The sequence below is a fragment of the Pseudomonas sp. PA-1-6B genome (assembly GCF_021609545.1).
Classification (GTDB): domain Bacteria; phylum Pseudomonadota; class Gammaproteobacteria; order Pseudomonadales; family Pseudomonadaceae; genus Aquipseudomonas; species Aquipseudomonas fluorescens_BV.
This window is the reverse complement of the sequence record NZ_WJZM01000051.1, coordinates 1-19,787: the sequence shown is the minus strand read 5'-3', so window position 1 is coordinate 19,787 and position 19,787 is coordinate 1. Positions and strand designations below refer to the sequence as shown.

The 19,787-nt window shown below is 55.9% G+C and carries 21 protein-coding genes and 1 pseudogene; 12 read left to right on the top strand and 10 right to left on the bottom strand.

Translation table 11 applies throughout. The features are described from left to right. Positions 1–74 precede the first annotated feature (74 nt). Entirely contained in the window at positions 75–1,181 is a 1,107-nt protein-coding gene (locus tag GIV35_RS21015; protein WP_223022982.1) for an NADH:flavin oxidoreductase/NADH oxidase, read from the bottom strand. 126 nt (positions 1,182–1,307) lie between these two features. Continuing rightward, positions 1,308–3,209, bottom strand: coding sequence for a potassium transporter Kup (locus GIV35_RS21010; RefSeq protein ID WP_014717187.1), 1,902 nt, complete (start codon positions 3,207–3,209; stop codon positions 1,308–1,310). A 413-nt stretch (positions 3,210–3,622) separates the two neighbouring features. On the opposite strand from GIV35_RS21010, the gene GIV35_RS21005 reads away from it, so the two are divergent. Beyond that, positions 3,623–3,946, top strand: a complete 324-nt coding sequence (locus GIV35_RS21005) for a type II toxin-antitoxin system RelE/ParE family toxin (protein WP_019817718.1) — start codon at positions 3,623–3,625, stop codon at positions 3,944–3,946. Beyond that, positions 3,943–4,278, top strand: a complete 336-nt coding sequence (locus GIV35_RS21000; RefSeq protein WP_105225983.1) for an addiction module antidote protein — start codon at positions 3,943–3,945, stop codon at positions 4,276–4,278. The genes GIV35_RS21005 and GIV35_RS21000 overlap by 4 nt, the downstream gene beginning before the upstream one ends. A 327-nt stretch (positions 4,279–4,605) precedes the next feature. On the opposite strand, the gene GIV35_RS20995 is transcribed toward GIV35_RS21000, so the two are convergent. After that, on the bottom strand, positions 4,606–5,154 hold the full coding sequence (locus tag GIV35_RS20995) for a hypothetical protein (protein ID WP_236264846.1): 549 nt from the start codon (positions 5,152–5,154) through the stop codon (positions 4,606–4,608). A 273-nt stretch (positions 5,155–5,427) separates the two neighbouring features. Between GIV35_RS20995 and GIV35_RS20990 the strand changes: the two genes are divergently transcribed. From GIV35_RS20990 to GIV35_RS20980, 3 genes are all read left to right on the top strand, one after another. After that, complete coding sequence (locus GIV35_RS20990; protein WP_236264847.1) at positions 5,428–6,333, top strand: hypothetical protein; 906 nt, start codon at positions 5,428–5,430, stop codon at positions 6,331–6,333. An 812-nt stretch (positions 6,334–7,145) separates the two neighbouring features. After that, entirely contained in the window at positions 7,146–7,442 is a 297-nt protein-coding gene (locus GIV35_RS20985) for a hypothetical protein (protein ID WP_236264848.1), read from the top strand. A gap of 67 nt (positions 7,443–7,509) precedes the next feature. Continuing rightward, positions 7,510–8,469 carry a hypothetical protein gene (locus GIV35_RS20980; RefSeq protein ID WP_236264849.1) on the top strand — a complete coding sequence of 320 codons (960 nt, stop codon included), beginning with the start codon at positions 7,510–7,512 and terminating at the stop codon, positions 8,467–8,469. On the opposite strand, the gene GIV35_RS20975 is transcribed toward GIV35_RS20980, so the two are convergent. The 3 genes and pseudogenes from GIV35_RS20975 to GIV35_RS20965 all read right to left on the bottom strand — a co-directional run. Then, the gene (locus GIV35_RS20975) at positions 8,430–9,404 is read right to left on the bottom strand and encodes a hypothetical protein (RefSeq protein ID WP_236264850.1); all 975 of its coding nucleotides are present in this window, start codon (positions 9,402–9,404) and stop codon (positions 8,430–8,432) included. The two genes, GIV35_RS20980 and GIV35_RS20975, sit on opposite strands and share 40 nt — an antisense overlap. Positions 9,405–9,477: 73 nt before the next feature. Continuing rightward, positions 9,478–10,449 carry a hypothetical protein gene (locus GIV35_RS20970; protein WP_236264851.1) on the bottom strand — a complete coding sequence of 324 codons (972 nt, stop codon included), beginning with the start codon at positions 10,447–10,449 and terminating at the stop codon, positions 9,478–9,480. Then, a pseudogene (locus tag GIV35_RS20965) lies at positions 10,422–10,730 on the bottom strand (hypothetical protein); the annotation flags it as partial. The gene GIV35_RS20970 and the pseudogene GIV35_RS20965, both read right to left, overlap by 28 nt. A gap of 216 nt (positions 10,731–10,946) precedes the next feature. Here GIV35_RS20965 and rimO point away from each other — a divergent pair. From rimO to tsaA, 5 genes are all read left to right on the top strand, one after another. Then, a complete protein-coding gene (gene rimO / locus GIV35_RS20960) occupies positions 10,947–12,287 on the top strand; it encodes a 30S ribosomal protein S12 methylthiotransferase RimO (RefSeq protein ID WP_003231334.1) in 1,341 nt (446 codons plus the stop codon). 100 nt (positions 12,288–12,387) lie between these two features. Next, positions 12,388–12,858 carry a GNAT family N-acetyltransferase gene (locus GIV35_RS20955; RefSeq protein WP_223022983.1) on the top strand — a complete coding sequence of 157 codons (471 nt, stop codon included), beginning with the start codon at positions 12,388–12,390 and terminating at the stop codon, positions 12,856–12,858. A gap of 207 nt (positions 12,859–13,065) precedes the next feature. Beyond that, complete coding sequence (locus GIV35_RS20950; RefSeq protein ID WP_223022984.1) at positions 13,066–13,776, top strand: rRNA pseudouridine synthase; 711 nt, start codon at positions 13,066–13,068, stop codon at positions 13,774–13,776. Positions 13,777–13,844: 68 nt separating this feature from the next. Then, entirely contained in the window at positions 13,845–14,306 is a 462-nt protein-coding gene (locus tag GIV35_RS20945) for a DUF1456 family protein (RefSeq protein ID WP_005785469.1), read from the top strand. A 3-nt stretch (positions 14,307–14,309) separates the two neighbouring features. Then, complete coding sequence (gene tsaA / locus GIV35_RS20940) at positions 14,310–15,005, top strand: tRNA (N6-threonylcarbamoyladenosine(37)-N6)-methyltransferase TrmO (RefSeq protein WP_223022986.1); 696 nt, start codon at positions 14,310–14,312, stop codon at positions 15,003–15,005. A 134-nt stretch (positions 15,006–15,139) separates the two neighbouring features. Here tsaA and fpr read toward each other — a convergent pair whose 3' ends face one another. Further along, the gene (gene fpr / locus GIV35_RS20935) at positions 15,140–15,919 is read right to left on the bottom strand and encodes a ferredoxin-NADP reductase (RefSeq protein WP_003189055.1); all 780 of its coding nucleotides are present in this window, start codon (positions 15,917–15,919) and stop codon (positions 15,140–15,142) included. 125 nt (positions 15,920–16,044) lie between these two features. On the opposite strand from fpr, the gene GIV35_RS20930 reads away from it, so the two are divergent. Next, entirely contained in the window at positions 16,045–16,971 is a 927-nt protein-coding gene (locus GIV35_RS20930) for a LysR family transcriptional regulator (protein WP_003189054.1), read from the top strand. Between the two features lie 3 nt (positions 16,972–16,974). Here the strand turns inward: GIV35_RS20930 and GIV35_RS20925 are convergent, their stop codons facing one another. From GIV35_RS20925 to GIV35_RS20915, 3 genes are all read right to left on the bottom strand, one after another. Continuing rightward, entirely contained in the window at positions 16,975–17,337 is a 363-nt protein-coding gene (locus tag GIV35_RS20925; protein WP_003189051.1) for a diacylglycerol kinase, read from the bottom strand. Between the two features lie 75 nt (positions 17,338–17,412). Next, on the bottom strand, positions 17,413–18,063 hold the full coding sequence (gene erdR / locus GIV35_RS20920) for a response regulator transcription factor ErdR (RefSeq protein ID WP_003189050.1): 651 nt from the start codon (positions 18,061–18,063) through the stop codon (positions 17,413–17,415). Between the two features lie 251 nt (positions 18,064–18,314). Then, positions 18,315–19,034, bottom strand: a complete 720-nt coding sequence (locus GIV35_RS20915; RefSeq protein WP_054917802.1) for a tRNA-uridine aminocarboxypropyltransferase — start codon at positions 19,032–19,034, stop codon at positions 18,315–18,317. Positions 19,035–19,212: 178 nt separating this feature from the next. Between GIV35_RS20915 and GIV35_RS20910 the strand changes: the two genes are divergently transcribed. Next, positions 19,213–19,647: a PA3611 family quorum-sensing-regulated virulence factor gene (locus GIV35_RS20910; RefSeq protein ID WP_034126491.1), complete on the top strand. Its 435-nt coding sequence runs from the start codon at positions 19,213–19,215 to the stop codon at positions 19,645–19,647. The last annotated feature ends 140 nt before the right edge of the window (positions 19,648–19,787 follow it).

The window sequence follows — 19,787 nt, the reverse complement described above, 5'->3', positions numbered from 1 at the left end:
ATCAGCCTTCCTTTAAACACGAGCAAGAAAAAACCCACCGTGTCAGGGTGGGTCCGGTAGGGCCGTGTACAGGGTCAATCCCGTAGATCCGACTCATGGATCGGCTGGTCCCGATGGGTTGCCCGCTGGTACTGCGCCGGCCAGATGGCTTTGCGTCCGCCCAAATCATCGTCGGCATGCAACGGCCAGTACGGGTCGCGCAGCAGTTCACGGGCCAGGAAGATGATGTCGGCCTGGCAGGTACGCAGGATGTGCTCGGCCTGGGCCGGTTCGGTAATCATGCCGACCGTACCGGTGGCGATGCCCGATTCCTTGCGCACGCGCTCGGCGAAGCGCGTCTGGTAGCCGGGGCCGGTAGGAATCTCGGCATTGGCGGCGGTACCACCGGACGACACGTCGATCAGATCCACCCCGAGGTCTTTCAGGCGGCGCGCCAATTCCACGGTCTCATCCGGGTTCCAGCCGTCTTCCACCCAATCGGTGGCCGACACGCGCACAAACAGCGGCAACTCCTCAGGCCACACGGCACGCACGGCCTTGGTGACTTCCAGCGCCAGGCGAATGCGGTTTTCGAAGGAGCCGCCGTAGTGGTCCTGACGCTGGTTGCTGATCGGCGAGAGAAACTGGTGCAGCAGGTAACCGTGGGCGGCGTGGATTTCCACCACTTCAAAGCCTGCGGTCAAGGCGCGCCTGGCGGCGGCGACAAAGTCGGCGATCACTTGTTGGATCTGCCCTTCGTCCAATGGCTTGGGTTGGGTGTGATTGGGATCAAACGCAATTGGCGAAGGCCCCACCGGCACCCAGCCGCCCTCCTCCGGCTTGACGCTGCCGTGTTTGCCGATCCATGGCCGATGGGTGCTGGCCTTGCGCCCGGCATGGGCCAATTGAATACCCGCCACCGCGCCCTGGGCCGCGATAAAACGGGTGATGCGCCGCAATGGTTCGATCTGGGCGTCGTTCCACAGGCCCAGGTCCTGGGCGGTGATACGGCCATCGGCGGTCACCGCCGTGGCCTCGGTAAAAATCAGCCCGGCGCCACCCACGGCTCGGCTGCCGAGGTGCACCAGGTGCCAGTCATTGGCCAGGCCATCGTCGCTGGAGTATTGGCACATGGGTGAAACCGCGATGCGGTTGAGCAGGGTCAATTGGCGCAGGGTATAAGGTTCGAGCAGCTGACTCATGGCGCACCTCTTCTGGGTTCTGTGGGCACTGTTCAACAGTGCATAGAGCCTAGTCGACAACCATCGTTTGCACAGGGTTCAGAAAGGAAAGCGGGAGCCGATTGCCGGCTCCCGGTAGGCAGCACCTTACATCTCGACCTGGGTGCCCAGCTCGATCACACGGTTGACCGGCAGTTTGAAGAACCGCAGGTTGCCGTTGGCGTTTTTCAACATGAAGGCAAACAACACTTCACGCCAACGGGCCATGCCTTTGATACGCGAGGCAATTACCGTTTCACGGCTGAGGAAGTAGGTGGTGCGCATCGGGCTGAAGTCCAGGTCATCCAGATGGCACAGTTTCAGCGCTTCAGGCACGTCCGGTTCATCGGTGAACCCGAAGTGCAGGATCACCCGGAAGAAGCCTTCGCCATAGGCATCCACCTCGAAGCGTCGCGCCGCAGGCACCCGTGGAATGTCTTCGTAGACCACGGTCAATAGCACCACCTGCTCATGCAGCACCTGGTTATGCAGCAGGTTGTGCAACAGCGCATGGGGCACGGCGTCGGGCCGAGCGGTGAGAAACACCGCCGTGCCCTGAACGCGATGGGGCGGCTGTACACGGATACTGCTGATAAAGATCGGCAACGGCAGGCCACCCTCGTCGAGACGGCCGACCAGCAATTGCTTGCCACGCTTCCAGGTGGTCATCAGCACGAATAGCACGATCCCGGCCAGTACCGGGAAGGCGCCGCCCTGGAGGATCTTCGGCGCGTTGGCGGCGAAGAACAGGCCATCCACCAACAGGCAGCAGAGCAACAGCGGCACGGCCAGCACCGGTGGCCACTTCCACAGCAGCAGCATCACCGCCGATACCAGGATGGTGGTCATCAGCATGGTGCCGGTCACCGCTACACCGTAGGCCGAGGCCAGAGCGCCGGAAGATTCGAAACCCAGCACCAGCAGGATCACGCCGACCATCAACGACCAGTTCACTGCACCGATGTAGATCTGGCCCTGTTCGGCACTGGAGGTGTGCTGGATATGCATGCGCGGGATGTAACCCAGCTGGATCGCCTGGCGGGTCAACGAGAACGCGCCGGAAATCACCGCCTGGGAAGCAATCACCGTGGCCATGGTGGACAAGCCCACCAACGGGACCAGTGCCCAGCTCGGCGCCAGCAGGTAGAACGGGTTGCGCGCCGCCTCCGGATCGCCCAGCAGCATCGCGCCCTGGCCAAAATAGTTCAGCACCAGCGCCGGCAGCACCAGCAGGAACCAGGCGCGGGCGATGGGTTTGCGGCCAAAGTGGCCCATGTCGGCGTACAACGCTTCAGCGCCGGTCAATGCCAGCACCACCGCGCCGAGGATCGCCACGCCAATACCGGGGTGAACCATGAAGAAGCGCACGCCCCATGCCGGGTTCAGCGCATTGAGCACTTCGGGTTGCTGCAGAATGCCGTACACCCCCAGGCCGCCCAATACCAGGAACCAGGTAACCATCACCGGGCCAAACAGCTTGCCGATGCGGTCGGTGCCGTGTTTCTGGATCAGGAACAGCGCCACCAGCACCACCAGGGCAATGGGCACTACCCATTTTTCCAGGCCATCGAACGCCAGTTCCAAGCCTTCGATGGCCGACAACACCGAAATTGCCGGGGTGATCATACTGTCGCCGTAGAACAACGCCGCGCCACACAGGCCACACACCACCAGGAAACTGCGCAATTTCGTGTGCTTCCCGGCAGCTCGCCGGGCCAACGCGGTGAGGGCCATGATGCCGCCCTCGCCTTGGTTGTCGGCACGCAGCACGAACAATACGTACTTGATCGACACCACCCAGATCAGCGACCAGAAGATCAGCGCCAGGATCCCCAGGACGCCGTCATGGTTGACCTGCACCCCATAACCGCCGTTGAACACCTCTTTAAGGGTGTAGAGCGGGCTGGTCCCGATATCGCCATAAACCACCCCGACCGCCGCCACCAGCATGCCAATCGGCTTGGCTTTTGAATGCTCGGCACCTGCTGCCTGACTACTTGCCTGACCCATCAACCACTCCTGCCCTTTTGACCTGAGGTCTCTTATAAACAGCGCTTCTAAGCTGACCCTAGCATGCGCTGTTTTACTTCTCGTAACAGACGTTTTATTGACCCAAGGGCTTTACCCGTGCGTAACGGCGCGAAGCATAGCGCAGCACTCGTCGCATTTCCCGTTCAAGTGAATCGGGCGTCGTTTTAGGCAATCAGTCATAGAGACCACAGCAGCACTTTGGCGCCTTTTTGCCTGCATTGATCACATTTACGGCCAACCGTATATTCCTGGCCCGGCTCAGTCGTGCTGCCCGGGTGGTGTGATCAGGAGCCCCTTGCCGGATTACCTGATCGGTCAATCGTGCATCCGCAGAGCACGCAGTCGATATAAAAACTCAATTATCGAGCTGTCTCTTTTAAGGTACATTCCTCATGTACGAAGTGAAACACGTACTGTCAATCAACGGCGTGGATATCTACCAGGCTTGGCTGGATACAGTGCTGGACACGCGTTCGAAAGCAAGAATCACCACCAGAGTGGATCGGGCGTCCCTTGGTCACTTTGGCGTTACCGAGCCAGTGGGTGATGGGGTCTTTGAAATGAAGCTCGATTTCGGCCCGGGGTTTCGCGTGTATTACGCAGTCCAGGATCGAAAAATCATTTTCCTATTGGGCGGTGGTTCGAAGGCCAGACAGCAGAACGATATCGATCAGGCCAAGGCTCTCTGGAAATCTTACAAGGTGCAGCAAAAATGACCATTCGTACCCGCCCGCACGAAGATAGCGTTTTGGAAATGCTTCGCAACGACGAAGCATTCGCCCTCGAGTATCTGTCTGTCGCGCTTGAAGAAATAGATGAAGCCGGTGGAGAGGACGCTTTCCTTGTCGCTATCCGTCGAGTGGCGGAAGCTCGTGGTGGGATGCTCAGCTTGTCGCAGAACACAGGACTCAATCGAGCAAACCTCTACAGGTCCATCGGCGTCGGCGGTGATCCTAAGCTCTCCACTTTGCTTAAAGTCCTCAAGGCGTTAGGTGTGGGCATGTCTAAAGTGGTATCGCACCGAACAGAACAAGACGTCCAGGCTTAAGCGCGCCAGTGGCTATGGGATTACCCGGCGCAGCACTCGTCGTATTTCCCTGCATAAAGCTGGTCAAGTGCGCTGCCCGCCGATAGAATTGCGCACTTTTTGATCAGAGGCGCACCAAGCGCCCATCCGTTGCCTTGTCGTGCACGACCGGCAGCGTCATTCAATACCGAGGTTAGACATGTCCACCACCATCGCAAAAGCCAACCCCAAGGTTGGCTTTGTTTCCCTGGGTTGCCCTAACGATGGTTAATCTATAATTAAATTTCAGACATAAAAAACCGCCTGAATAGGCGGTTCTTTGGGAGCCACATTACCGTCGACCGCAGCCTACGCTGCAGGAGCCTTCACTGCGTCGAAGGCGAAGATGACCTGAACGCCTCCTAAACCATCGATTACTACGCGTTTGCCAGGAGCGTAGATGAATGAGATTGGAGTATTAATCGTCTTGGTCCCAATAACCGGCACCTCATCGCTGACGGCCATTGTCAAGCTGCTCTCCGAGCCTGGCTGAGCGACGATCCGTTGTGTAATTTTCCTGCCCATAGTCGACTTCAGAACACCAGTGAACTGCACCACTGAATTTACCTCATGAATTTCATAGGTCAGTTCAGTCTGGATGACAGCATGTTTGCAGGCAGTTCTTGCCGGGTCGCATTCAACGGCATAGGAGAGGGGATAAATCCCTCCATACTGAATGTCTCCGGGCTGGCCATTTGATGGAGTTTCACTTCTCGGTAGACCAGACGCGGCAGGGTTGATGGCGTTACTGGCACCGTGAAATGTGACGGTATATGGGAGAATCTGAGTCGGTTTATGTTCGATCACCGAACATGAAGCGATCAATACAACGCCAATCAGCAGCAAAATTTTCTTCATAAAGCCTTCCTTAACCTCTCCAGTGCATAGTCCATAAAGCATTGTCGCCGCAGATTGCGGCGCAATGCCATCATCACTATATCATCTGGCGGCCCTTCTCGGATTGTTTGACGCAAGCCAACGCGATCAACCGCAACGCCCAACCAACACTTTGTAAACGCCAACCCTGAAAATCAATGAGCGGGATGTAGGGCTTTCGCTTAGGTGTGCCTACACTGGCAGCAGATCGAATCGTCACCCTTACACCTTCACCACCATGTGAGATTTTTGTACGTGTCCGACATTGCCTCCATAGTCGCAGAGCTTTCCCCTCTCGTATCCCCACTGTGGGAGAACATCAAAGGTTTTGCTAACTCTTCCTTCACGACGTCACTGGCGGGGGCTTTCGCAGGTGCAATAGCTGCGCAGCGCATCGCGGAAAAAGGTAAATTCAGAGATGAATTAGTAAAGGAATTTCAAGCCACGAACGCGGTGATATCGCTCGCAGCGGGGATGGCCTCCCAAGCTATGGCGTTAAAAAAGCAGCACGTCAGAGCCTTGAAGAGCTCTTACGATATCGATCAGAAAAATTTTGAGGCACATAAAGAAAAAATCTATGGACGCCAAATTGCAGCAAACACTCCTTTCGAAATCAAGCCTAACCTACTGTATTTGCAGGAAATTTCACCTCCAATCGCTAAACTCCAAGATATCGTCCTGAGCCGCCTTTCTGCCGTGGGGCGGACAATTTCAGTTGTGACCGCTCTTGCTGATGCTGTGGGAAATCTGAATGGAGCTTTATTCAGGCGAAACGAACTTCTGAACACTTTCAAAAACAACCAGTTTCCGGAAGGAGCCAATTTCCATCACATGTACTTAGGGTTGCCCTATGGAGAAACCCACACAAACCAAGAATACGGGGGATCGGTAGAAGCCATTTCTCTCTACACGGATGACATAATTTTTTTCAGTATTAAGCTGTGTGAAGATTTGCGGGACCATGGGAAAACACTCGAAAAACGCTACAAATCTAGGCTGAGGGGAAGCCCGCCAAGGATCTCGACAGCCGACTTTGAAAAGCCGCGTCAGGATGGGTTGGTTCCGAAGGACGAAGATTACGTTGATTGGTTATCTGGCTTCGTCACTGTCCAAAAGGCAAGTTTAAAATGGTGGCAGCGCATAAATATGAGATTTGATTAAACTGAACGTACTTATAATTCTGCCCCCAACCAGGCCTTGAGGTCGGGATAAGTGAGTGAGATGTTGAAATGCTTGCAGTCACTCGAAAGGCTCGCAGAATGAGGGATCCAGACAATTTCACCTTAATACGGAGGTGCTTGAATTCGCTTCACGAACGTACGATTGAAAATCCTAAAACCTACCTTATTTGAGACTTTAGGATTTTCCGCTCAATGAATCCGGGGACTTCAGCGATAGCGCCTTCGTGACTATCCCATGCGCCGCTTTTGAAGCGACGCTGCATTCCCCCTCAAAACTTTGCATATTGTGAAATTGCCGATCGCCTGCAGAGTCCCACGGCCCGCTTGGGCTGTAGCTTCGTTTGCACTACTCCCGACTTTGCACAAAAAAAGGACACAAACCCCGTCGGCGGGAGGGGGATAAGTGCTTTTTCGATCTGATTTATTTCTCCCGTTCCACTTTCCAGTGGTAGTCCGCCAGCATTTCGTCGGAAGGTAATGTGAGGGCCCACGACTGCCAATATACTGGTTATATGTACAGGATAATTGAAAGGTATTGCCAATGAATGCAAGCGGTGTTCCCTTGGTCAAGTCAACGGACGCTTGGCTATTACTCCTCCTGGATCAGAAGGCGCTCCTAGGGCAACCGGGCGCCCGTTACAAATTGCTTGTCGATGAAGCCCACGCGTTGCACCGGGCAGGAGTGATAGACCATGACCACCTAAGCGATTTGCTTGAACAAGCCGATGGTGCTCTGGCATATGCGGTGGAAGCGCTCCTGGATGAGCACGAAAACCAATAGGTGGATTTCTTATGCATATGCTAGTGACCCCTATGCGTGCTAAGGGAGTGGCTTTGTCGCCACAAGAACGTAGGCGCTACATTCCAATCAGGGGAGACGTGCTGGTCGCGTCGGAAATAAGCGCAGATCTTGGGCGTAGCACCAATGTCGCTAAGCTGAGGAGAGAGTTACCCTTAGAACCCGATGCATTGCCTTGTCTGCAAGATGCTTCGCTGGCTGGAATGGCACCGACCGGTTTTGTCTTGAGCGGAATTGAATATGTGGACGGGTGCGCTTATGCGCAGTCTTGGTGGTGTCGGCTGGGGTGAAGTCGATACTTACTTTTTTCAAAGCACTACGATCCCAATTACCAATAAGCTAATAGGAATTTAAAAAATGGATTTCAAATATGATTACTTTTTGAAAATTGCAGCAATTGGAAAATACCCGGAACTAGAAATAAGTGAGGACGAGTTCAAGGAAATTATCAGCGCTCGCCGCACGTTAACAGCGGCGCTAAGCATCGAAGAGAACTACGACCTAGCTCTAGGCAACTTCTTGGATCTTGAGAAAGAATTATTGATGCTTACGGTTGAAAAGATCGCGGACCATAGATTTGACTATAGTCGAGCTTATACCATTACAACATCTCTTAATCGAAGAATGGTTAACTTTGTTATATCTGGAAAAAACTATACGGAGTTAATATCCAGCAAAGCATCTAAATGTGCAAGCAACAGCCAGGAAGTAGGATTAGAGGTTACTAAGCTCACGAATATTCACTACCAAAACAACCCAGACTATCGTTTAATGGAAGCGCTTCGCAACCACGTTAGCCATAGCGGTGTAGCTGTACACTCAGTGAACAACCCAGATAAATGGCTTCTAGATGAAAACAATAAAGCAACAAGCCTTGTTTTCAACTTAAGTATTTACGCACTAAAAGAACGACTTGCTGAAAATACCAAATTTAAGGCAGCAGTACTGAATGAACTTGAGGAAAAAACCGATCTGAAAAAAGCTGCCAGATCGTACATTGGTGCAATTAGTAGCATTCAAGAAGAAGTAAGAAAGCTAACCAAAGAAACAGTCAGCAATGCTCGGTCGACTATAGAGAGGTATTTGGCAAAGTACGCGGAAGTAAATGACGGAAAATCTTTCCCACTAGGATGCTATAGCGCGGCAGCCTTTAAACAGAAGGTAAAGCCAACGATGCTATTTCTTGACTGGGACGACGTGAGAATTGGTCTAGTAGAGAAAAACCAATCTATATCGAATATGGAGAAGCGTTATGTTAGCAGTGAGATCGTGCCACTTCAAAAACCGAAAAAATCCGGTTCGGCGCAAAAAACCTGACTGTGGCACTGATAAATTACATGTTTGTTGTAAATTTCAAGTGCTTTCAGGTCATTGCGAATGTAACGAGCATCAATCTTCTTCGTTGCCTTAAACATCTCGACGAATTCCTGCGGATAACCCGCAGGAATCAATGAGTCAATTTGTTGAAATACATATCTAATAAAGCATTTGGAGTGCACATTAAAATCAAAAGCCTGCCCTTGATCCTCACTCATGGGCGTGCTGTATCCTCTGTCTGACAATAGGCAGGAGTGTTTGTCATAGTCATGAATAAACACTGCTACAAAGAGCTCCTTAGAGTCGAACAACCCTTCCACCATATCATTAAGAAAATTACTGCCACCCTTGGCTAGAGGTGTCAGAAGAATAAACAAGATAGCCAGCCAGGAAACATATTCAACTTCGGATATGCCTAGTTTTTCGCACAAATAGCGTTGCTGCGGCTTTCTGCCGGTTAGCACCCTATTGAAGTTAGCCAAATGAATTGGGTCAGTTGGCTGCACCGAACTGATTGAGGGAAAAGTATTCAGGATTTTCTTTACTGAAAACGGATTGCGCACAAAATTCAAAAATTTTATTGCAAAAATATTCACTATTTCCGGAGCTATGTTTGAACCAGGAATATCGAGCTTTCGAATCAACTCATTTGTTAATTTTTTTGTATTTGCTTCGTACCGCGTAAATAATGCTTCAAAATTATACCGATCAGAATCTTTTAGAACATCGAAGCTGAATAGATCATACAAGCTGAGCGTCTTGCCTATCACTACTCCCTTGGGAGAGCGTAGCGCGACTTTATGCTCTTCGCGCTCGACGAGTTCAAACTCATAAATCCTCTGCTTCTTAACATCGACATCAGGATTTAATGAGTTTAGGCGCTGTTCAGTTTGTGATAAGAAGTGCTGATTCTTTGTTTCGCTCTTAAGATCCATCTTCGCTCCGAATAAACCATTACCCCTTCAGATTAAACCATGGAACTATCGCGTGCTGGGAGCTTTACCATTTTTAATTGGTGATAGGTTTCATTTTTGTTGATAACGCCAAAGCGCCAGCGGCGTTGCTCGTAAATGTTGATGCGTTACTGGGCGCTGGTGTCGGGCCATGAGTATGACCCGCTAGTTGTACATTCATTTGCTGCACCAACTCGATCAGATCACACAGCACCACCAGTACGTTCACATCCTCGGACCCCAACCAAGTCTTGGGCGCGACCAGTCGCTGGCTGACCGCCGCCACACTCTTACGCAGCCCCTCGATCCTTTCCTCCATATCACCACCCACCGTGGCGTTATGCCTCTGCCCCACCACCAGGTTCAAGTCACGCCCAGTCGCCTGATGCAGATCATCTACCGCCGCCAAGCTGGCAGATCCGCCCGACAACAGCTTGAGCGCGCCCAGCGCCTCGATCGTCTTGATTCCACCCACTGCCTCGGTTGAATGGTCGTCTACCGTCCTGGTGTGGTTCTGGAACGTCTCCTTATTCCCCATCGCCTCCACTTCCCGTTCGATCGCCTTATCCCGGATCTTGCCGTCCGTTTGGCGCAGCCAGTTGCCATCGGCGTCCACACGCTGCTGACAGGCTTCGCTGTGCTGCCACACCTGATCGCCCTTCGGCACGCTGGGCATACTCAGGCCGTGGGGCAGGATCGTCTGAATGTAGGGCTTGTGCGGCAGGCCGTAGGCAAAGCACACCACAACCTGGGTGCCTTCCTCGGGAAAGGCATAGATGCCCATTTCCTCGCCACCGGTGGGCAGTGGCAACGGCACGCCCGCCAGGACCGGCAGCTTGGGATCTGGCTCGCCGTCCGGCCCCATGACCTCGATGTCAACCGCATAACGCGGCCGGAAGTCGTCACAGATCCCCGCGCCGGCCGGGGCGTCGGCTACGGCGACAACGCGGGCAAAGCGTGGCAGGTGGTAACCGCCGGTGAGTTCGGGGAATTGTCGTTCTACGCTGCGGCGGATTGCGTCGTCCATCGGATGGCCATCTGGTTATCGATGAGCGCCACACTGGTGATGCGCTCGCCGTGGTTGATAGTTGCACCTGGTCGCAACCCGGGAAGGGCTGCAATCATCGCGCTTTGGTTGCCCTGGTAGTCGTCGAACAGTTCGACCGGCAGCTGCAGCGGCGAGCGAACGCCAAAGAAGCTGTCGGCCCAACTGCCCACGAATACTTCCCCGTCACCCTGCTGCTGCCAGATGAAGTCGGGGATGTTGAAAACCCGGGCCAGGCTGTAGAAGAACGGCGCATTGACACGGCGTAAGCCAAACCGAGATACGCGAGCACAAGCAGAAGTGTTGATTGGGGCGATACTCAGGCCAAGCGCAGCACTCGTCGCATTTCCCTGCATAAAGCTGGTCAAGTGCGTTGCCCGCCGATAGAATTGCGCACTTTTTGATCAGAGGCGCACCAAGCGCCCATCCGTTGCCTTGTCGTGCACGACCGGCAGCGTCATTCAATACCGAGGTTAGACATGTCCACCACCATCGCAAAAGCCAACCCCAAGGTTGGCTTTGTTTCCCTGGGTTGCCCGAAGGCGCTTGTCGACTCCGAGCGCATCCTCACGCAATTGCGTATGGAAGGCTACGACGTCGTGTCCACTTACCAGGACGCCGATGTGGTGGTGGTCAACACCTGCGGCTTCATCGACTCGGCCAAGGCCGAATCCCTGGAAGTGATCGGCGAAGCCATCAAGGAAAACGGCAAGGTCATCGTGACCGGCTGCATGGGGGTGGAAGAAGGCAATATCCGTAACGTGCACCCGAGTGTGCTGGCGGTGACCGGCCCGCAGCAGTACGAGCAAGTGGTCAACGCTGTGCACGAGGTGGTGCCGCCACGCCAGGATCACAACCCGCTGATCGACCTGGTGCCGCCTCAAGGCATCAAGCTGACCCCACGCCACTACGCGTATCTGAAGATTTCCGAAGGCTGCAACCACAGCTGCAGCTTCTGCATCATCCCGTCGATGCGCGGCAAACTGGTAAGCCGCCCGGTGGGTGATGTGCTCGACGAGGCCCAGCGCCTGGTCAAGTCTGGCGTCAAGGAGCTGCTGGTGATCTCCCAGGACACCAGCGCCTACGGCGTCGATGTGAAATACCGCACCGGTTTCTGGAACGGCGCGCCGGTGAAAACCCGCATGACCGAGCTGTGCGAAGCCCTCAGCAGCCTGGGCGTGTGGGTGCGCCTGCACTATGTTTACCCTTACCCGCACGTGGACGAGTTGATCCCGTTGATGGCCGCCGGCAAGATCCTGCCGTACCTGGACATCCCGTTCCAGCACGCCAGCCCGAAAGTGCTCAAGGCGATGAAACGCCCGGCGTTCGAAGACAAGACCCTGGCGCGCATCAAGAACTGGCGCGAGATCTGCCCGGAGCTGATCATCCGCTCCACCTTCATCGTCGGTTTCCCCGGCGAGACCGAGGAAGACTTCCAGTACCTGCTGGACTGGCTGACCGAAGCGCAGCTGGACCGCGTCGGTTGCTTCCAGTACTCGCCGGTGGAAGGTGCTCCGGCCAACCTGCTGGACCTGGCCGTGGTGCCGGACGACGTCAAGCAAGACCGTTGGGAGCGCTTCATGGCGCACCAGCAGGCCATCAGCTCGGCACGCCTGCAACTGCGCATCGGCAAGGAAATCGAAGTGCTGATCGATGAAGTCGACGAGCAAGGCGCGGTGGGTCGTTGCTTCTTCGACGCCCCTGAAATTGACGGTAACGTGTTTATCGACGATGCCAGCGGCCTGAAGCCGGGTGACAAAGTGTGGTGCACCGTGACCGACGCCGACGAGTACGACTTGTGGGCTGAAAAGCGCGACTGATCGCACGGTGATAAAAAAGCCTCGCCTCTGAGAAGATGCGGGGCTTTTTTAGGGCTATCGTATTGTCCATCAACCCCGAATACAGCAAGGGACAGCGGGTATGCGTCAGCATTCGGTGATTCACACACCTAAAACCAGCGACTACACGCGCCTGGTGCAGATCTGGGAGGACTCGGTACGCGCTACCCACGACTTCCTCCCGGACAGCTATATCGACATGTTGAAAAACCTGGTGCTGACCCGCTACCTCGATGCGGTCATGCTGATCTGCACCAAGGACTCATGCCAACGCATCACCGGGTTCGCCGGAGTGTCGGCGGGCAAGGTGGAAATGCTGTTTATCGACCCGCACCACCGTGGCCAGGGACTGGGCCGGCAATTGCTGGGTTACGCGATCGAACACATGAATGCCGATGAACTGGACGTCAACGAACAGAACCCCCAGGCCCTGGGTTTTTACCTCAAACAAGGCTTCGAGGTAATCGGGCGAACAGAACATGATGGGCTTGGACAGCCTTATCCGTTGTTGCACCTGCGTCTGCGCCAGCAGCAACAGGCCCGTAATGCCTGAACTGTGGGAGCTGGCTTGCCTGCGAAGGCGTCGGGTCAGTCTACCCATCCGGTGCTGGTATACCGCCATCGCAGGCAAGCCAGCTCCCACATTTGACCCGTGTTGTGTCAGTTAAGTAATTGTTATGGCCCATGTGCTGAAATGGAGCCGGGATTAACCGGCGCCAGGCAGGTACAATAGTGACCCCCTTTTGTTACGGCCCTTGTCATGACTGACCCCATACGCCTCTCCAAACGCCTTATCGAACTGGTCGGTTGCTCCCGTCGGGAGGCTGAGCTGTTTATCGAAGGCGGCTGGGTCTCGGTGGACGGCGAAGTGATCGACGAGCCGCAGTTCAAGGTCACTGACGAGAAAGTCGAGCTGGACCCGGAAGCTAAAGCCACCGCGCCAGAACCGGTGACCATCCTGATGCACGCCCCCGCAGGCGTGGATGCTGAAACCGCCATGGCCTCGATCAGCGCCGAAACCCTTTCTGAAGAGCACCGCTTCGGCAAGCGTCCGCTCAAGGGGCACTTTCTGCGCCTGAGCGCCAGCGCCGACCTGCAAGCCAGGGCCAGTGGCCTGCTCGTGTTCACCCAGGACTGGAAGATTCTGCGCAAGTTGACCGCCGATGCCGCCAAGATCGAGCAGGAATACGTGGTGGAAGTCGAAGGCGACATGGTTGCCCACGGCCTTAACCGCCTGAACCACGGCCTGACCTACAAAGGCAAAGAGCTGCCTGCCGTCAAAGCCAGCTGGCAAAACGAGAACCGCCTGCGCTTTGCGATGAAAAACCCGCAACCCGGCGTGATCGCGCTGTTCTGCGAAGCCGTTGGCCTGAAAGTCATCGCCATCCGCCGCATCCGCATCGGCGGCGTGTCCATCGGCAAGGTGCCAGTGGGCCAATGGCGTTACCTGTCCGGCAAAGAAAAGTTTTAAGCCGTTCCCTTTTCCCGACACCGCCTGATTCCGGCGGTGTCATCAGTTGAATACCAGGATTGCCCACCATGATTCACAACGACGTACTGCGCAGCGTGCGCTACATGCTCGACATCAGCGACAACAAGATGGTCGAGATCATCAAGCTCGGCGGCATGGACGTGACCAAGGAAGACCTGCTGACCTACCTCAAGAAAGATGAGGAAGAAGGCTTTGTGTTCTGCCCGGATGAAGTCATGGCCCACTTCCTCGATGGTCTGGTGATCTTCAAGCGCGGCAAGGACGAGAGCCGCCCGCCGCAGCCGATCGAAACCCCGGTGACCAACAACATCATCCTGAAAAAGCTGCGCGTGGCCTTCGAGCTGAAGGAAGACGACATGCATGCCATCCTCAAGGCGGCGGAGTTCCCGGTGTCCAAGCCAGAGCTGAGCGCGCTGTTTCGCAAGTTTGGTCATACCAACTACCGCACCTGTGGCGATCAGTTGCTGCGTAACTTCCTCAAGGGCCTGACCTTGCGGGTCCGTGCCTAAGCCATGAGTTACCAGGTCTCGCCCGTCGGCTTCGTACGCTCCTGTTTCAAGGAGAAGTTCGCCATCCCGCGCCAACCGCAACTGGCACCGGCTGCCCGTGGCGTGCTGGAGCTGGTGGCGCCGTTCGACCAGGGTGAGGCGGTGCAGGGGCTGGAGCAGGTCAGCCATGTGTGGCTGCTGTTTCTGTTTCATCAGGCCCTGGAAGACAAGCCACGCCTGAAAGTGCGCCCGCCACGCCTGGGCGGCAATACGTCCATGGGCGTGTTTGCCACCCGCGCAACCCATCGCCCCAATGGCATCGGCCAGTCGGTGGTGAAGCTGGACAAGGTGGAACCGGGGCGCCTGTGGATTTCCGGCATAGATTTGCTCGATGGCACGCCGGTGCTGGATATCAAGCCGTATGTGCCGTATGCCGATATCGTGGATGCGGCCACCAACGACATCGCCAGCGATGCGCCCGCGCTGATCGGCGTGCAATGGCTCAAGGCTGCCCTGCAACAGGCGCAAGGCCATGCACAGCGCCTTGGTGAACCGTTGGTGGCGCTGATTGAACAGTGTCTGGCACAGGATCCGCGGCCTGCGTATCAGGTTCCGACGTCGGAACGGGAATACGGTGTGCGGTTCTGGGATGTGGATGTGCGCTGGCACTACCCGGAGCCGGGGATGATTTGTGTGCTGGAAGTGGTTTCGGCTAACTAAATAGGGCAAAAACCATGTGGGAGCTGGCTTGCCTGCGATAGCATCACCTCGGTTCAACTGAACCACTGAGGTGTCTGCATCGCAGACAAGCCAGCTCCCACATTTTTTGGATCGCTGGTGTTACTGACTCTGTATTACTTCTCGACGAACGCACGCTCGATCAGGTAGTCACCCGGCTCACGCATCCGTGGCGAAACCTTGAGGCCAAAGCTGTTCAACACTTCGCTGGTCTCGTCCAACATGCTTGGGCTGCCGCACAGCATGGCGCGGTCGTCCTCGGGATTGATCGGCGGCAGGCCGATGTCGCTGAACAGCTTGCCGCTGCGCATCAGGTCGGTCAGGCGACCCTCGTTTTCGAACGGCTCGCGGGTCACGGTCGGGTAGTAGATCAACTTGTCACGCAGGGCCTCACCGAAGAACTCGTTCTGCGGCAGGTGCTCGGTGATGAATTCGCGGTAGGCAACTTCGTTGACGTAACGCACGCCGTGGCACAGGATCACTTTTTCGAAACGCTCATAGGTCTCCGGGTCCTGGATCACGCTCATGAATGGAGCGAGGCCAGTACCGGTGCTGAGCAGGTACAGGTGTTTGCCCGGCTTCAAATCGTCAAGCACCAGGGTGCCCGTCGGTTTTTTGCTGATGATGATCTCGTCGCCTTCCTTCAAATGCTGCAATTGGGAAGTCAGCGGGCCATCGGGCACCTTGATGCTGAAGAACTCCAGATGCTCTTCCCAGTTCGGGCTGGCAATGGAGTAAGCGCGCATGAGCGGGCGGCCGTTGGGTTGTTGCAGGCCGATCATCACGAACTGACCGTTCTCGAAGCGCAGGCCCGGATCGCGGGTGCACTTGAAGCTGAACAGAGTGTCGTTCCAGTGATGAACACTGAGGACACGCTCGTGGTTCATGTTGCTCATGTACGGGGGACTCCTGGAAATGGGTCTGCGCCAAAGGTATGGATGCGCAATTGCACAGCATTCTAATGGCGGCGACAATATCTGTTAACTGGATTATTAAGATAAGGGTTATCGGTTATATCGATATGCGATTTACTCTCCGTCAACTGCAAGTTTTCGTCGCCGTCGCCCAGCAGGAAAGCGTCTCGCGCGCTGCTGGCCTTCTGGCCTTATCTCAATCCGCCGCCAGCACCTCGATTACCGAGCTGGAGCGTCAATCCAGCTGCCAATTATTCGACCGCGCCGGCAAACGCCTGAGCCTCAACGCCCTTGGTCACCAGCTATTACCCCAGGCCGTGGCATTGCTGGACCAAGCCAAGGAGATAGAAGACCTGCTCAACGGCAAGTCCGGCTTCGGCTCCCTGGCGGTCGGCGCCACGCTGACCATCGGCAATTACCTGGCGACGCTACTGATTGGCAGCTTTATGCAGCAACACCCCGAGAGCCAGGTAAAGCTGCACGTGCAGAACACTGCCCATATCGTGCATCAGGTTGCCCACTACGAAATTGATCTGGGTCTAATCGAAGGCGACTGCAGCCACCCAGATATCGAGGTGCAGACGTGGGTAGAAGATGAGCTGGTGGTGTTCTGTGCGCCCCAGCATCATTTGGCCAAGCGTGGCGTGGCCACCATGGACGAGTTGACCCACGAAGCGTGGATCCTGCGAGAACAAGGCTCGGGCACGCGCCTGACCTTTGACCAGGCTATGCGTCATCACCGTAGCGCACTGAATATCCGCCTGGAGCTGGAACACACCGAGGCAATCAAGCGAGCTGTGGAGTCAGGCTTGGGGATTGGCTGCATTTCGCGGCTGGCGCTGCGCGATGCCTTCCGCCGTGGCAGCCTGGTGCCGGTAGAAACCCCGGACCTGGATCTGGCCCGGCAGTTCTACTTCATCTGGCACAAGCAGAAGTACCAGACCTCGGCGATGCGCGAGTTTCTCGAACTGTGCCGCGCCTTCACCGCTGGGGTGCAGCGCAGCGACGAGATCGTGCTGCCGAGTATCGCGTGATCCTCAGATCAGGATCACCGCCCATACCAGGGTGATCATGGTCAGTGCCACGAATTGCGCGGCGCTGCCCATGTCCTTGGCGTTTTTCGACAGCGGGTGGCGGTCCAGGGAAATACGGTCAATGGCCGCTTCTACCGCGGAGTTGAGCAATTCGACGATCAGCGCCAACAGGCACACTGCAATCAGCAGCGCCCGTTCAACCCGACTGACCTGCAGGAAAAAGCTCAAGGGGATCAGGATGACGTTCAGCAACACCAACTGGCGGAATGCCGCCTCGCCAGTGAAAGCCGCACGCAGGCCATCCAGGGAATAGCCCCCTGCGTTGAAAATACGTTTGATACCGGTTTGACCCTTGAAAGGCGACATAGATGTAGGCAACTGAACCAAAGAAGTGGGGAAGCTAGATCACGCAAAGTCAAAAAAGCGTGAAGTGGCTGTAACTTAATGTTGCGAGATAGACTCAAGTTGCTGCAAAAGCAACGCCGCCTGAGTGCGCGTACGCACGCCCAACTTACGGAAAATCGCCGTAACGTGGGCCTTGATGGTCGCTTCCGACACACTCAATTCGTAGGCAATCTGCTTGTTCAACAAACCTTCGCAAACCATGGTCAACACCCGGAACTGCTGGGGCGTCAAGCTGGCCAGGCCATCGCGGGCGGCCTTGGCTTCATCGGACACATTGATTTCTTCAAACGCCTGGGGTGGCCAGGACACATCGCCGTCCAACACCGTGCGCACGGCTTTCTGGATATCTTCCATCGCGCTGGACTTGGGAATGAAACCGCTGGCGCCAAACTCCTTGGAGCGCACCACCACGTCGGCTTCTTCCTGGGCCGACACCATCACCACAGGGATCTGCGGGTATTGGCCACGCAGCAGCACCAGCCCGGAAAAACCGTAGGCGCCCGGCATGTTCAGGTCGAGCAACACTAGGTCCCAGTCGGATTTTTCAGTCAGGCGGGCTTCCAGTTCGGCAATGCTGGCTACTTCGACCAAACGTACATCGGGGCCAAGGCCCAGGGTTACGGCCTGATGCAGTGCGCTGCGAAACAGCGGGTGATCATCGGCAATCAGGATTTCGTATGTGGCCATTGGTTAAATGATCCTGTTTTTTATGGGAGCCCTGATGGGTTCAGGGTTCACCAATACACGAGGCGACGGCCAGGCAGCGATCGCCACAGGGCCCGCTCAACGTCAAAAACACATGAAACGACGTCGATAATTCACGGTTGCGCCCAATCGGCGCACAGCATGCCCAGCGTAGCCTGGAGGGTCAAGCACTACGCCCGTGGGGATTTTAGCGGGTTGCGGGCTTACAGTGCCATCATGCAAACGTCGTCTGGTTATCCCGCCGGGATGTAGGGTGCAAGGCGCGTATGCACGGTGTCTGCCGCATCCAGTGGCAGTTGGAACTTGGCAGCCAGGTAATGGGTGCTGAATACATCGAGGTAGGCATCCAGCACTTCGCTGGCGACCAGGTCATCGGCCAGTTCCAGGCATAGCGCCGCCACCTCGGCCGTGCAGAAATGGTCATCGCGCTTGGAGCGCCGTAGCTTGTAACGCGACAACTGCTCGGGCGCCAGGCTCAGCACCGGCAAATGTTCCAGATAGGGACTTTTGCGAAACATCTTGCGCGCTTCGCTCCAGGTGCCGTCCAGCAGGATGAACAGTGGGCGCTTACCCTCCTCCACGCGCACTTCACTGACCACCCGTTGCGGCGCCACGAATTCACCGGGAAATACGATGTAGGGTTGCCACTGCGGGTCGGCCAGCAATCTGAGCAACTCGGGGTCGACTTCGGTACGCGACCAGGCGAATGCGGTGGTGTCGTGTATGACATCGGCGATCAGCCAGCCCGTATTACTGGGCTTCATCGGTTCAACGTCATGCATCAATAGGCACATGGCGGACTTGGCTTCTACCTGAGGCCGCCAGGCACACAGGCAGTACTCAGGAATGACCCGACAGCCGGGACAGCGCTCAGCACGGGAACCCCGATTGAGAAACGGCCTGACGGCACGCGCCAGACGCTGGGTACGCAAACGGGAGACGGCGTGACTCATCGGGCACGCGGCGCAGTAGAAGAAATCGACACGGAACAAACTCGTGAAAAACAGAAGTCCCGCAGTTTACCAGCGATACGCCTGGCTGTAGTGGCAAGGCCTCACCTATAATTGCGCGCCACTGAACGCACAGCGCAGTGGCTGGTCTATGCACCAGTAACCGAATCAGGAGAGTTTCATGCTGCGTTCCATGCTGCGCCTTGTTGCCCCATCCGTCGCCCTTGCGCTGGTCTTGCCTATGGGCGCCCACGCGGCCTCGCTGTTGGAGGCTCAAATGAACAAGAAGCTGCAAAGCGTCGCGGCCGAAAGCAACAAGGACCTGCCCCGGGAAATCGATGAAAAAACCCTGGAAGTCGCCTACACCGTTGAAGGGATGCAACTGATCGATCACCTCAGCGTGCTGCCTGACCGTGCCGAACAGATGCGCGCCAACCCCAAGGCTGTGTATTTCCAGCTGGGCCGCAGTGTGTGCACCAACCCGGGCTACCGCGAGCTGATGGCCAAGGGCGCAGTGATGCGCTACGAAATTACCGAGAACAAGACCAATCGCCCGGTGGCTTCCGTCAAGTTCGCAGAGGCCGATTGCCCGGCTCCGGCGAAAAAGAAAAAGTAACCTCTGCTTGACCCTCCCGCGCTGCTTCCCAGCGGCGCGCACGCTTCCTCTGCGTTTGCCACCAACGACTAAACTGCGTAATGAACCCCCAATAAGCGGTTGCCAGCCAAGGGTTTTTCGGCCCATGATCAGTTCATCCC